Source organism: Candidatus Ishikawaella capsulata Mpkobe (genome assembly GCF_000828515.1).
Classification (GTDB): Bacteria; Pseudomonadota; Gammaproteobacteria; order Enterobacterales; family Enterobacteriaceae; genus Ishikawella; species Ishikawella capsulata.
Window position 1 is genome coordinate 490,185 of record NZ_AP010872.1, and the last position, 14,434, is coordinate 504,618.

The window sequence follows — 14,434 nt, forward strand, 5'->3', positions numbered from 1 at the left end:
TATTAGTAGGCATTATATGTAATAATATCACCATAATTAAGAAACTGAAAGATAGTTTGTAGATGATAGCCATCATCTTGTGGACTACCATTAAGGTATAACCAATATATTATCATTTTATAATAAAAATTAAGTTAATATTATCTTTTAATGTTATATGTGTTAAGCATATTTAATAAATAAAATTTTATTAAAACAATGTATTTTTCATCCATATATTTATATATAATATTAGGATAATTTTGAGCTATAAGGAAAATAATAACATTATGAAAGTATCTATTCTTTCTAAGCTAGAAGCACTTCAGGAACGCTATAAAGAAATAGAATTGTTGTTGAGTGATGCTAATGTGATTGCTAATCAAAAATACTTTAAGATACTTTCGCGTGAATATGTTCAATTGAATGATATTATAACTCATTTTAGTGCGTGGCAAGAATTACAAAAAAATATAGCCACTGTAAAGTTATTAATAGCAGATCCTGAGGTAAGTGAAATTGCTGATGAAGAACTAAAAGATCTATTAAAAAAAAATGAGAGCATAGAACATCAAATACAACTGCTTTTATTACCAAAAGATTCTGAAGATGAATACCCTTGTTTTATTGAAATACGTGCCGGGACAGGAGGAAATGAAGCTGCGATATTCGTAGGTGATCTTTTTCGCATGTATAGTCGGTATGCTGAAGAACGTTCTTGGAATGTAGATATTCTAAACGTTAGTGAAGGAGAACAAGGTGGTTATAAAGAAATAATTGCTAAAATAAATGGTAATGGTGCTTATGGTCGTCTCAAATTTGAATCAGGAGGTCATAGGGTTCAGAGAGTGCCAGAAACTGAATCCCAAGGTCGTATCCATACTTCAGCATGTACAGTAGCAGTTATTCCTGAATTGCCAGAAGCAGATTTACCTGAAATTAATATGAGTGATTTAAAAATTGATACTTTTCGATCTTCAGGTGCTGGTGGGCAACATGTAAATACGACGGATTCAGCTATTCGTGTAACTCATATACCCACAGGTATTGTAGTAGAATGTCAAGATGAACGTTCTCAACATAAAAATAAAGCTAAAGCCATAAAAGTCCTAAGTAATCGTATTTATGCTATTGAAAAAGCAAAGCGTCAAGCTCAAAAAGCTTCTCAACGTCGTAATTTATTAGGTAGTGGAGATAGATCTGATAGAATTAGAACTTATAATTTTCCTCAAAGTCGAGTCACGGATCATCGTATTAATCTTACTATTTATCAATTAGATGAAATAATGAATGGTCGGCTTGATAATATCATCAAACCTATATTACAAGAGCATAAAGCAGATCAATTATTTGAATATGAACAATGAATATTAAATCTTGGCTTAACTATGCCAAAACAATATTAATGAGTGAATCTTCATATCGTGATGCAGAAATTTTACTAAGTCATATCTTAGGTAAATCACGCACTTGGTTAATGGCTTTTAATGATCACTTGTTAACTTTTGATCAATTAATAGCTCTTGATTCCATACTTTTTAGAAGAGCAAAAGGAGAACCTATCGCTTATTTGTTGGGTCAACGTGAGTTTTGGTCTTTGTCTTTTCATGTTAATAATTCTACAATGATACCTCGTCCAGATACAGAAATATTAGTAGAACTATCTCTATTACATATGCCTTCATTTCCCGCCAGATTACTTGATCTTGGTACTGGTACAGGTGCTATTGCTTTAGCAATAAAAAGCGAACGTCCTGACTGTATAATTATAGGAATTGATATAATTAAAGCCGCGATATCATTAGCACAATATAATGCTATACGATTAAATTTAAATGCTTATTTTTTACAAAGTAATTGGTTTTCAAAATTACCCCCAGGACAATTTGACGTGATTGTTAGTAATCCTCCTTATATTGATATTAATGATCCTTACTTGAAAAAAGGCGATGTTAGGTTTGAACCACCCAGTGCTTTAGTTGCTCCGGAAATGGGTTTAATGCACTTGCGTTATATAATTAATCAATCTTCTAATTGGCTTAAATCTGGTGGTTGGCTGTTATTAGAACATGGTTGGCAACAGGGTAAGCAAGTATATAACCTATTTCGTGAACAGAAGTATTTTGATATTAATACATATGAAGATTATTCAGGATATAATCGGGTTACTTTAGGACGTAAGTATTAAATAAATATTTCTATGTCAATGTTGGTAACATACATAACATCATTATGTTGATTCTTTAATCAGATTAGAGATAAAATTATGAATAAAAATACAGAAAAATTAAAAAAAAATCTGAAAAATCAAACAGTGTCAATAGTAAATAACCCAATACACAACACTTATCCTGCACCACCATTCATATCTCAACAACAAGATGCTCCAGGTCTGGTAAGTAAAATGATTCCCCGTCCAGATCATGGTGAACAAAGCTACAAAGGTAGTAATCGTTTATTAGGTAAAAAAGCTCTAATTACTGGTGGTGATTCTGGTATAGGACGAGCGGTTGCCATTGCCTATGCACGTGAAGGAGCAGACGTCGCTATTAATTATTTACCAGAAGAAGAATCGGATGCTCAAGAAGTAAAAGAGCTAATTTTAGCTGAAGGAGGTCAAGCTATAACTATTCCTGGAGATATAACTAGTGAAGCATTTTGCCAAAATTTAGTTCATAATGCTGCTAAGCAAATGTGTGGATTAGACATCTTAGTTAATAATGCCGCACACCAACAGTATTCTAGGTCACTAGCTGAACTAACTACAGAATCTTTCGATCGAACTTTCAAAACTAATGTCTATGCCATGTTTTGGATAACAAAAACAGCTTTAGAATACTTAAAAGCAGGATCATGTATCATTAATACTTCTTCAGTTCAAGCAAATAAACCCAGCGCTATTTTACTGGATTATGCTCAAACAAAAGCAGCTATTATAGCTTTTACTAAAGGATTAGCTAAACAACTGGCAGAACAAAATATACGGGTTAATGCAGTCGCTCCAGGACCTTACTGGACACCATTACAATCAAGCGGTGGGCAGCCACTAGAAAAACTAATAATTTTTGGTCAGCAAACTCCTTATGGTCGCCCTGGTCAGCCAGCAGAAATTGCAACTATTTATGTTACTTTGGCTTCTAAAGAAGCTAGTTATACTTCTGGACAAATATGGGGTTCTGATGGTGGGAATGGAATTTTTTAATTTTTTATGTAATTTATTTTAACTTAGTTATATATCGAACAGTAATATTTAATTTATTAATTGAATATACTATTTTGAACAGCTTATTCTTCTATTTTTAACATTAAACCAGCTCGTTGACCAATAGATACATTTGGATTTGGGAAAATAATATATTCATGATCTTGCTGTACAAAATAACGAGTTAAACCATCTTCTGCGAGTAAAGTATTTTGCCTAAATGAAGTAAAATTAAGAGTATTATTTGACATATGTAGTACAAACTTTTTACTAAGTTTAATTAGTTGCTGGGTAACTCTATAATGTTGAGGAATTATATTGAATTGTTTTAATATAGTGCCATAAGAAAGCAATCGACTTAATGCAATATATGTTATATTAATTTGGGCTAGATTATTTTTACCAAAAGGTTTTGCTGTTCCTAATTCTAATGTACAGCTATTTGAATTAAAAATTTCACAACTAAAATTAGTAAAAGTATTGCTAGACATAGATTGAAATACTAATGCTTCTAAGCCAGCTGCTGTTAACCAATCTAAAAAATTTTTGGAATACATATCTTTTTTGAGAGGTAAAATTCCAAAATTAGTATGATATGATCTCCGCAGAGCGGTATGTAGATCAATATGCCAACGTATCTTCTTAGCACTATTTTTCCAAAATTCTTTAATAACTTCTTCTAATTGCTTAGCACGTCTATTTTCTTGGTGTTTATCCATTTTATAGCAGTTTATTCCAAATAGACGATTTATATCATAATCAACAAAACGTTTTCCTATTCTTAAGGCGGCAGGATTACCTAAAATAACTAAAAGGTGAAAATATAAAGGTTGTTTACCATGTATTAAAGTATTCAATACTTTATTTAACATTTCTACTGGTGCTGTTTCATTTCCATGAAGCCCACAAGATATTACCATTGTTTGTTGTGTTATATTATTATGCGGTATTAATTCTAAAACACCTTCATCCCACCATTTCCACTTTAAGAAAGTATTTTCGTTACATTTTATTATAGGAACTTTTCCTGATAAAGTTTGTTGTAAAAAATCCCATATTTCCATAAATTCCTCTATTATCATATAATAAATAGTCCAAGCACTAATGAATTCAAATAATCTTCTTAAAGACGCATACTTAGTAATAGATGTTATTAAATATGATTTTTATGAATGCTAGATTAGTGATATATTTACTGTCTGTTATTCCGGTTTAGAATTGGGTAACTTACAAGCAATCCATAATGTTATAAGAGAGGTTAACAAACCTACTATAAATACTCTATGAAGAGATAACGCTACTTGACTGACCACTTTTTCTAGATCATTTATAGATAATAAATGTCGATAATCTACTGATATAATCTGCTTTATAGGATCGTGTATTTCAGGCAAAAGCCGTACGAGATTGTAATGAAGTACTGCTCCCATTAATGCTGTTCCTAGTGCCGAACCAAAAATACGACTAAACATTATAGAAGCAGTACAAATACCACGCACATTCTGATGGGTATGATTTTGCACTGATACGACAAAAGTCGTACTAATAGTTCCCATACCCATTCCAACAATAAATGTCTTTAATCCCAATTGTATTAATGAAGTTTTTGTATTTATTAATACTAGTAGAATACTACCAGTAATGAGTAATACAGAACCTATCTGAGCACTAAAACGATATGAGGTATTGTGCATTAAAGGACCACTTAAGTTACTAGCTAATGACCATCCTATAGACATCATTGCAAGTATTAATCCTACGTTTACTAATGTACCATTTGCAATTCCTTGAATCCAAGTGGGGAGAAAAGAAGTAACTCCCATCATGACTACACCAATAATTACGTTGCCAATATTACACAAGTAAATAGCACTATTTTGCCATATAATATATGGAAATACAGGTACCTTAGCAGTTTGTTCATTATGTTTAAACATTAAACCTGCAACTAGTGATATTATCAACAATAATAACATCCAATATCCTAATTGGTTATTTTGTAACACCGCAATTAACAAGGAACTAATACATACTACTAACAACAAACATCCGGATAAATTTAAATGATCTATTTTAGTAACTTTATAATCCGGTAACCAATATATTAATATTAATATAGCAACCAAACCAATAGGAACATTAATTAAAAACACAATCGACCACTTGAAATTGTGTAATAACCAAGCACTTATTAAGGGACCTATTATAGCTGATATTCCCCAAACTGTAGACGTCATACCTTGTAGACGAGCTCTTTGTGTGACACGATAAAGATCGGCAATAATAGTAACACTTAAGGGCATTATAGCTCCAGCTCCTAATCCCTGAAATGCTCGACAACATATTAAGCCGACAATTGTATTGCATAAACTACATGATACAGATCCTGTAAGAAAAATAGAAATACCTATTATAAAGATTATTTTACGTCCTAACATATCTGCTAATCGACCATAAAGAGGTATACTTACCGCTTGTGTTAGAAGATAAACGCAAACAATCCATCCAAAATTAACAAAAGCACCCATCTTAGTTATAATCGTGGGCAATGCTGTAGACACAACAGTTACTTCAACAGAAGACATAAATACTGTGAGCAGACATGCAATTAAGATCCAACGACGATCTCTATCTTTTAACTGAAGATATGGGTTGTTATTCATTTTTTTGCCTTGTTCAGAGCTAGTAATACAATATATATATGTTTATTTTATATCGCTAATTATAGTAATAATATTTGTTTAACTATTATCAGAAAAATTATACAACTTCCATTATAGCAATATATTAATTATAAGTGCATATCTAATAAATATATAAGCATAATAAACTATAAAAATTTTTTAATTAATATCTTTCTCCCCCACCATCTTGTCTACAGAAACCCACTCGTCAAATTGCTGTTCCGTGAGATAACCTAATTTTACAGCGGAAGTTTTTAAACTTAAGTTCTCTTTATGAGCTTTTTTAGCTATTTCTGCTGCTTTATCATATCCAATATAAGGTGTTAAAGCAGTAACTAGCATCAGTGATCTATTAAGTAAATAATTAATATTATTTATATTGGGTTTAATACCAATAGCACAGTAGCCATTAAAGCTCTTAATACCATCAGCTAATAATCTAACTGATTGTAAGAAATTATAAATAATCATCGGTCTAAATACATTTAGTTCAAAATTTCCAGAAGCTCCTCCTATGTTAATAGAAACATCATTGCCCATAACTTGACAACAAATCATTGTCATTGCTTCACATTGAGTAGGATTTATCTTTCCTGGCATAATTGAACTACCTGGTTCATTTTCTGGTATTAAAATTTCTCCAATACCACAACGTGGTCCAGAAGCAAGCCAACGTATATCATTAGCAATTTTCATCAAAGAAGCGGCTAAAGTTTTCAATGAACCGTGAGTATATACTAAGGCATCACATGTAGCTAAAGCGGCAAATTTATTTTTGGCAGGAACGAATTTTTCTCCTGTAAGATCTCTTAAAACCTTTACTGTTCTCTCAGAATATTCTGGATGTGTATTTAAACCCGTTCCTACTGCAGTACCTCCTAATGCCAATTCATAAATATATGGTAGGCTGGTTTTTATATATTGTAAATTATGATTCAGCATAGATACCCAACCGGATATTTCCTGTCCTAACGTTAATGGTATAGCATCTTGTAAATGTGTGCGGCCTACTTTCACAATATTTTTAAAGTTTTGTGCTTTTTTATGGAACGTACTAATCAAAAGATTAATTTGAGGAATAAGTTCTTTATGCAATGACATGACACTAGCAATATGCATAGCCGTAGGAAAAACATCGTTTGAACTTTGACCCCTATTAACATCATCATTTGGATGTACTAAACGTAACATACCGCGTTGACCGCCTAGTATTTCACTAGCACGATTGGCAATAACCTCATTCATATTCATATTAGTTTGAGTACCAGAACCTGTTTGCCAAATGACTAATGGAAAATTACTGAAGTCTTCATTATCCAGTATTTCATCGATTGCTTTAATAATAGCAGATGATTTTTCATAAGATAATAAACCAAGATCATAGTTAACCATAGCAGCTGCACGTTTAGTTAACGCTAGAGCATATATTAAAATATTAGGCATTTTTTCATGGGAAATTCTAAAATGCTCTAGCGCACGCTGAGTTTGCGCACCCCATAATTTATCATTGGGAACAGATATCTCCCCCATTGAATCTCTTTCAATACGGTTATTCATCAACATTTCTATTTCCTTCACATTAATATTTTTAAGCAAAAATTAAATTTATATATTTTAGTTAAAGTATTAATAATACCTTTAATATATTATAATATTAAAAAATATCACTGAATTTTTTGATATAAAGATTATGATGAAAAATGTTTTTTTAATATTTGTTAGTTCGTCATTAATAAACAATTTAGTTTTATTACATTTTTGCGGGCTGTGTCCTTTGATGAGAGCTGGTAAAAATATTGAAATAGCTCAAATTTTTAGTGGTATAACAACTTGTGTGATAGTTATTTCTTCAATCTGGATTTGGATATTCACTAAAATTATTTTAGTTCCTCTTCAAATGATTTATCTTCGCTATACAATCTGTGTTTTAATAATAGCCACAATGGTACAATTAGTAGAAATTATTATGAAAAAGGTAAATCCATTAATTTATCAATCACTAGGTATATTTTTCCCTCTCATTACTACCAATTGCATGATATTAAATACCCTATTATTAAGTATAGATTTAAAATGTAATTTTTTAGAAACAATATTTTATGTCTTGGGTACTTCTTTAGGTTTTTCGCTAGTGATTATACTTTTTTCCAGTATACAAGAACGTCTAACATTAGCTAATATTCCTGTTCCCTTTCAAGGAATTTCTATTAGGTTAATTACTCTTGGATTAATTTCTTTAGCCTTTATGGGATTTCAAGGTATGATTAATTTTTAAATGAATATATGTATTAGTATCATCGAAATAAGTATTTTAAGCTTATTATTAGGAGCCATATTGGGATATGTATCCCATTACTTTTTATTATTACCAAGTGATAATCTCAGTAAGTGCATCGACGATATATTGCCACAAAAACAATGTAGAAAATGTGGGTATGCCGATTGTTTTAGTTATGCCAATGCTATTTCTAGCAAAAATGAACAAATCAACAAGTGTATTCCAGGAGGAAACGATACAATTAGAAAAATTGCTTATTTACTTAACCTCGATATTGAGGATGTATCATTAGTTGATGGTAATGAAGCACATTCTGCATGGAATCAAGTGGCTTGGATTAATGAAGTGGCATGTATAGGTTGTACTAAATGTGTTCAGATATGTCCAGTAGATGCCATTATTGGCAGTAAAAGAACTCTTCATACTGTTATGGGTAAATTTTGTACTGGTTGTGAGTTATGTATTCATTCATGTCCTACTAATTGTATACAGATGAAATCTGTGAACATTATTGCAACTAATCATAATAGTAGCTAATTAAAAATTTTTTTTGCTCAATAAGATATGTTAAATCTTTTTTATTTATTCTATCAACACTTGAAACATAAGAGTAGTTTTTTTATTTCACAAAGAAATAATTGTGTTCTTAATGATATCAAACATTTAACTTTGCCAGATAAGTTTATTATTCCTCTGAAACAACATAGTGGATTAAAAAATGAAATTTGTGTATGTCCTGGTGAAAAAGTGTTACGTGGTCAACTATTAATAAAAGGGACAAATAAAATTTCACCCATTCATGCGCCAACATCGGGATTTATAGAGTCTATAGGACATAATTCTGCATTTTCCGATATATGCATTGTTATCATACCTGATGGAGAGGATTGTTGGATTAAATGTCAAAAATTATCAAAGTATCAAAATAAAAATAGAAATGAATTATTGCAGATAATACATGATGCCGGAATATTGCAAATCAAACAAATATACTTGGCTCGAGCAAATAGCTTGAATAATAACCCATATCAGGCCAATACTCTTATTATTAAAGCTATAGACTCCGAAACATATATAACTTCAGAAGAAAGCTTAACAAAAGAACATGCAGCAGAAGTATTAGAAGGTTGTCGTATTTTAGGATGGATTTTCAAAGTCAACAAGTTGATAATATGTATTGAAAAAAACAAAATACAAGTCATTACAGCACTTAGTAAAGCACTAGGTGATAAAAAAGATATATATTTACATCTTATTCCCCATAAATATAGCAATGATAAACAATTAATAAAAATAATAACTGGTTTTTCATTATCTCATGAAAGAAATTTTTCAGATCTTGGAATTATTATACATAACGCCAGCACAGCTAGAGAAGTAAAACGTGCTATTATTAACGGTGAACCAGTTACGGAGGGAGTAACAACATTAACTGGAGATGCTCTTTCCTCTTCATGTAATGTATGGGCTCGCATTGGTACCCCAATATACCACATATTGTATAATAATAAACTTGTATCTAAACGTAATAATCAACTAATTATTTTAGCTAGATCTCTAAATGTCACTAGCGTAACATTTTTAAATGCACCTGTAGTAAAATCGACAAATTTTATATTTTTTTTCTCTAAAATTAACATCCACCCGAATAAATTTCCGGAAACTTCATGTATTCGCTGTGGAATTTGTGCTGAAGTTTGTCCTATAGGGTTACTTCCACAACAACTGTATTGGTATAGTATGGCTGGTGATCATAATAAGACACTTGCATATCATATAAATAAATGCATAGAATGTGATATCTGCAGTAATGTATGTCCAAGTAATATTTCTCTAGTAAATTATTTTCGCCAAGAAAAAGCTAAGCTTCAGGAAATAAAATGTAGAGAACAAATTATAGCTTGTTCAAAAAAACGATTTCATGAACGCCAAAAACGTTTAATAGATGAACTATCTATAACGTCTAATTGTCAAATAAAAACCATAATACCAAGAACTGGTACTCTAAAAACAGAGAATAATGTAAAAAAAATACAAAATCATCTTGAAAATGATAAGATCGCTAAAAATAAATATAAAATTGCTGTAGCAGAAGCTATTAGTAGAGCAAAAGAAAAAAAATTAGCTATATTACAAAAAAATAAATGTCTTATGGAATAGCAAAGCAATATCTTCTTATATGAAGAAAGTTAAATATAACAATACTAGGTATATGATGCTATTAGTTTTAATAGCAGCTGTTCCTAGTATGAGTGTTCAATATTGGTGTTTTGGTGATGGTATATTCCTTCAAGTTACCATAGCTATAATTACGGCTTGGTTTACTGAAGCTATAATTCTTATCCTAAGAAAAAAACCTGTTTTTATAAATCTTGCAGATAATTCAGCTTTGATAACAGCTGTATTACTTGGTAACTTAGTTCCGCCAACAACTCCATGGTGGTTGATTATGCTAGGAAGTTTTTTTGCAATTTCCTTGGCTAAACATTCTTATGGTGGATTAGGTAATAATATTTTTAACCCAGCTATTGTAGGTTATATATTAATATTAGTGTGTTTTCCTACACAAATAACCCATGGATTACTATTATATGAATTTCAAATAAATCGACTGTCGTTTTTAGAAGCTATAAAGATTATTTTTAATAAATATCCATTGCAAATGGTAACTGATAATACCATACAAAAAAATTTATTATTTTTTTTGAAAAATAACTTTTATGCCGATGTGATGATAAATCATATTTTATTAAAAAAAATAATATACAGTCAATTACTTATGACTAAAAAATGGGAATGGATTAATATTAATTATATGATTGGTGGTTTATTTATGATTACTAGAGGTGTAATTCGCTGGCATATACCATTTAGCATATTAATTTCTCTTTCATTCTTTTCTATAATCAATTATCTTTTTAATCCTTATATGTATTCAACCCCATTAATTCATTTATTTTTTAGTACTACTATGTTAGGATGTTTCTTCATAGCAACAGATCCGGTAACATCACCAACTAGTAATATAGGTTGTCTTATTTATGGATGTATTATTGGTTTATTAATATGGATTATTCGGAGTTTTAGTAATTATTATGATGGTCTAGCTTTTTCAATTTTATTAGCTAATACATGTGTACCTTTAATAGATTATTATACTGAACTCTATTTTTATGATGCTAATAAGGATTAATTGATGTTAAATAACATTTATAAAAACAGTATTACCTTATGGTTATACACTGTTATTGTTATAAGTATAATAGCCATTGTAAATAATATTACTGAACCTATTATCTTATCTCATAAAATGACTAGTACAGCAAATATTACGAAAAATATATTAGATATTAGTCATATATAAGCCATTTACTCACTAATGAACATGATTATGATGAAAAATCAATGTAATAGTAGTTGTAAAAAAAGTAATTTATTCAATCTATGTCCTATAATAGCAGTTACTTCTACTGTAAGTAATGCTTTAGTATTTGGTGTGATTATAATGCTAATTACAACTATTAATAATATGATTATTTCTGCATTAAGGCGTTGTATACCAACAGATATACGTTTCCCTATATATATGATAATCATCTCTGGAATTATAACTTGCTTGCAGATGTTAATACATGCTTATGTATATAGTATCTATAAAAATATATATTTTTTTTTACCTTTAATTATTGCTAATTGTAATATTATCCGCGAAGCAGAAACAATAGCTTATACTAATGAAATTATTCCGGCAGGATTAAATGGAATAAAAAATAGCATAAATATTATAAGTGAAATGTTTGTATTAGCATTAGTACGTGAGATTATAGCTAATGGAATAATATTTGATAATGCTTCTCAGCAGTTTGGCTCTTGGGCTACTTATTTACGCATTCAAGTGATGCATCTAAATTCTCCTATTATAATAGCAAAATTGCCGGCCGGTGGTTTGATGATTTTAGGATTATTAATAGCCTTAAAGAATATTGCCTATCAATATATAAAAAATATATCAGAGTTTATGATTAACAAAAGGATATTAAAAGTACATGAATAAAGAAAAACGTGTACATATTTTATATAGATTACACAATAATAATCCTTATCCTATAAGTGAACTTAATTTCACTTCTAATTTCGAGTTATTAATAGCAGTAATGTTGTCTGCAAAATCTACTGATAAAAAGGCCAAGTAACTACCAAACTGTATTCTATTGCAAACACTCCAGAGAGCTTGATTAATCTTGGTATTCAAGGGATCACAGATTATATCCAACCTCTTGGCTTATTTAATAATAAAGCCAAAAATATAGTTCAAACATCTCAGATTCTCCTTCAAAAATATAGAGGAAAAGTACCGGCATCTTTGACAGCCCTGAAATCCCTTCCAGGAGTAGGACAGAAAACAGCTAATGTAGTGTTAAATATTGCTTTCGGTCAAACCACTATTGCTGTGGACACTCATGTTTTTCGGGTATGTAATCGTACTGGTTTTGTAGAGAGCAATACTATTGAGCAAACAGAGAAAAAGTTATTAAAAGTCACTCCAGAAAAATTTAAAATAAATTGTCATAATTGGTTAATGTTACATGGTCGTTATATATGTATTGCAAGAAAACCAAAATGTTCTTCATGTTTAATTGAAGATTTATGTGAATATAATAATAAATTTAAATAACACTTACTTAATGAATATTTTATAAATGACCAAAACATATAATACTTTGAACTCTAAACTTTAGTATAAGATATATATCTCTTATACCGGAAACTTTCAACAACTATAAACTGACTGAGGTATATGTGTCAAGTGTAAATAAACTAGATAATACTATTACAAAAAATGCATTTAAGCAGCCAAAAGCATTTTATTTAATTTTTTCTATTGAGATTTGGGAGCGTTTTGGTTACTACGGCTTACAAGCAATTATCGCTGTATACCTAGTGAAACAATTAGGAATGTCTGAATCTAATTCTATTAATTTGTTTGCTTCTTTTAATGCTCTAGTGTATGGGCTGGTAGCAGTTGGAGGATGGTTAGGTGATAACGTACTTGGTACAAAACGCGTAATTATACTAGGTTTATTAGTATTATCATTAGGATATGTATTTATAGCTTTATGTAATAATAACTTAAATATGGTTTACTTAGGTATGGCTACCATCGCAGTAGGAAGTGGCTTGTTTAAAGCTAATCCCTCTTCTTTACTATCTCGATGCTATGAAAAAGAAGATCCACGTATTAATAGTGCTTTTACTATGTTTTATATGTCTATTAATATTGGCTCTCTGTTTGCCATGATATTAACACCATGGTTAGCGGCCAAGTATAATTGGAATGTAGCATTTTCACTTTCAGTTATTGGCTTATTAATAACATTAATAAATTTTCTTTTCTTTCAACATGTGGTAAAAGATTATGGTTCTACACCGGATTTTTTACCATTAAATTTCAATAAACTATTTGTCACTATAACTGGTATTATCAGTATTATTGTTTTAGCAACTTGGTTATTACATCATCAAATAGTAACTAATATAACCATATGCGTAATTAGCTCTATTATCATAATAATCTTTATAAAACAAGTTTTTTTATTAAAAAACAATGCACGTAGTGAAATGATAGCTGCTTTTTTATTGATGTTAGAAGCAATTGTGTTTTTCGTACTTTATATGCAGATGCCAACATCATTAAATTTCTTTGCTATACATAATGTTGAACACAGTATTTTTAGTCTAAAATTTGAACCAACTCAATATCAAGCCTTAAATCCTTTCTGGATTATAGTATTTAGTCCTATATTAGCTGTGATTTATAATAAATTAGGTGATAAATTACCTATGCCACATAAATTTGCTATTGGTATGATGTTTTGCTCCTTATCTTTTTTAGTCCTTCCTTTAGGAGCTATCTTTGCTAATAGTAAAGGTATAGTTTCTGTTTATTGGTTAATTTCTAGTTATGCTTTGCAAAGTATTGGTGAATTGATGATTGCTGGTTTAGGATTAGCTATGATTGCAAGATTAGTACCACGAAATCTGATGGGTTTTATCATGGGGGCTTGGTTTCTGAATAACGCAGGGGCTTCAGTAATTGCAGGTAAGATAGCAACTCTTATGGCAGCACCGTCTAATAATGATCCTATATTATTACTGGCTAATTATAGCCATGTTTTTCTAAAAATAGGAGTTATCACCGCAATAATTGGTGCATTTATGCTGATATCCGCACCTTTAATTAATCGTTTGATAGGCAATCAATCTACGAATATGTGATATAAAATATTTTAC

The 14,434-nt window shown here is 30.2% G+C and carries 13 protein-coding genes and 1 pseudogene; 11 read left to right on the top strand and 3 right to left on the bottom strand.

Annotated elements, in window-relative coordinates; all coding sequences use genetic code 11:
* Window positions 1-269 precede the first annotated feature (269 nt).
* The 3 genes from prfA to ICMP_RS02110 all read left to right on the top strand — a co-directional run bounded on the left by prfA (window position 270) and on the right by ICMP_RS02110 (window position 3,181).
* Entirely contained in the window at window positions 270-1,346 is a 1,077-nt protein-coding gene (prfA, locus tag ICMP_RS02100; protein WP_041069462.1) for a peptide chain release factor 1, read from the top strand.
* Window positions 1,343-2,167 (top strand): peptide chain release factor N(5)-glutamine methyltransferase, encoded by an 825-nt coding sequence (gene prmC, locus ICMP_RS02105; protein ID WP_041069465.1) that lies wholly within the window; start codon window positions 1,343-1,345, stop codon window positions 2,165-2,167. The genes prfA and prmC overlap by 4 nt, the downstream gene beginning before the upstream one ends.
* A 78-nt stretch (window positions 2,168-2,245) precedes the next feature.
* On the top strand, window positions 2,246-3,181 hold the full coding sequence (locus tag ICMP_RS02110; RefSeq protein ID WP_084121313.1) for an SDR family oxidoreductase: 936 nt from the start codon (window positions 2,246-2,248) through the stop codon (window positions 3,179-3,181).
* 83 nt (window positions 3,182-3,264) lie between these two features.
* Here the strand turns inward: ICMP_RS02110 and astE are convergent, their stop codons facing one another.
* The 3 genes from astE to fumC form a co-directional block, all read right to left on the bottom strand.
* Window positions 3,265-4,239: a succinylglutamate desuccinylase gene (gene astE / locus ICMP_RS02115; protein ID WP_041070141.1), complete on the bottom strand. Its 975-nt coding sequence runs from the start codon at window positions 4,237-4,239 to the stop codon at window positions 3,265-3,267.
* Between the two features lie 144 nt (window positions 4,240-4,383).
* Complete coding sequence (locus tag ICMP_RS02120) at window positions 4,384-5,844, bottom strand: MFS transporter (protein WP_041069468.1); 1,461 nt, start codon at window positions 5,842-5,844, stop codon at window positions 4,384-4,386.
* Between the two features lie 180 nt (window positions 5,845-6,024).
* Window positions 6,025-7,428 (bottom strand): class II fumarate hydratase, encoded by a 1,404-nt coding sequence (fumC, locus tag ICMP_RS02125; protein ID WP_052456826.1) that lies wholly within the window; start codon window positions 7,426-7,428, stop codon window positions 6,025-6,027.
* A gap of 130 nt (window positions 7,429-7,558) precedes the next feature.
* Between fumC and ICMP_RS02130 the strand changes: the two genes are divergently transcribed.
* The 8 genes and pseudogenes from ICMP_RS02130 (at window position 7,559) to dtpA (ending at window position 14,419) form a co-directional block, all read left to right on the top strand.
* Window positions 7,559-8,140, top strand: coding sequence for an electron transport complex protein RnfA (locus ICMP_RS02130; RefSeq protein WP_041070147.1), 582 nt, complete (start codon window positions 7,559-7,561; stop codon window positions 8,138-8,140).
* Entirely contained in the window at window positions 8,141-8,680 is a 540-nt protein-coding gene (locus ICMP_RS02135) for an RnfABCDGE type electron transport complex subunit B (RefSeq protein WP_052456827.1), read from the top strand. It abuts the gene before it with no gap.
* A gap of 27 nt (window positions 8,681-8,707) precedes the next feature.
* Window positions 8,708-10,303, top strand: coding sequence for an electron transport complex subunit RsxC (gene rsxC, locus ICMP_RS02140; protein WP_084121314.1), 1,596 nt, complete (start codon window positions 8,708-8,710; stop codon window positions 10,301-10,303).
* 19 nt (window positions 10,304-10,322) lie between these two features.
* Entirely contained in the window at window positions 10,323-11,336 is a 1,014-nt protein-coding gene (locus ICMP_RS02145; protein ID WP_041069471.1) for an RnfABCDGE type electron transport complex subunit D, read from the top strand.
* 3 nt (window positions 11,337-11,339) lie between these two features.
* Window positions 11,340-11,507 (top strand): hypothetical protein, encoded by a 168-nt coding sequence (locus ICMP_RS03440; RefSeq protein ID WP_158386967.1) that lies wholly within the window; start codon window positions 11,340-11,342, stop codon window positions 11,505-11,507.
* Between the two features lie 27 nt (window positions 11,508-11,534).
* On the top strand, window positions 11,535-12,197 hold the full coding sequence (gene rsxE / locus ICMP_RS02150; protein ID WP_052456830.1) for an electron transport complex subunit RsxE: 663 nt from the start codon (window positions 11,535-11,537) through the stop codon (window positions 12,195-12,197).
* Window positions 12,190-12,818, top strand: a pseudogene (gene nth / locus ICMP_RS02155) (endonuclease III). Before rsxE ends, nth begins: the two are co-directional and overlap by 8 nt.
* 125 nt (window positions 12,819-12,943) lie before the next feature.
* Complete coding sequence (gene dtpA, locus ICMP_RS02160) at window positions 12,944-14,419, top strand: dipeptide/tripeptide permease DtpA (protein ID WP_041069474.1); 1,476 nt, start codon at window positions 12,944-12,946, stop codon at window positions 14,417-14,419.
* Window positions 14,420-14,434: the final 15 nt, after the last annotated feature.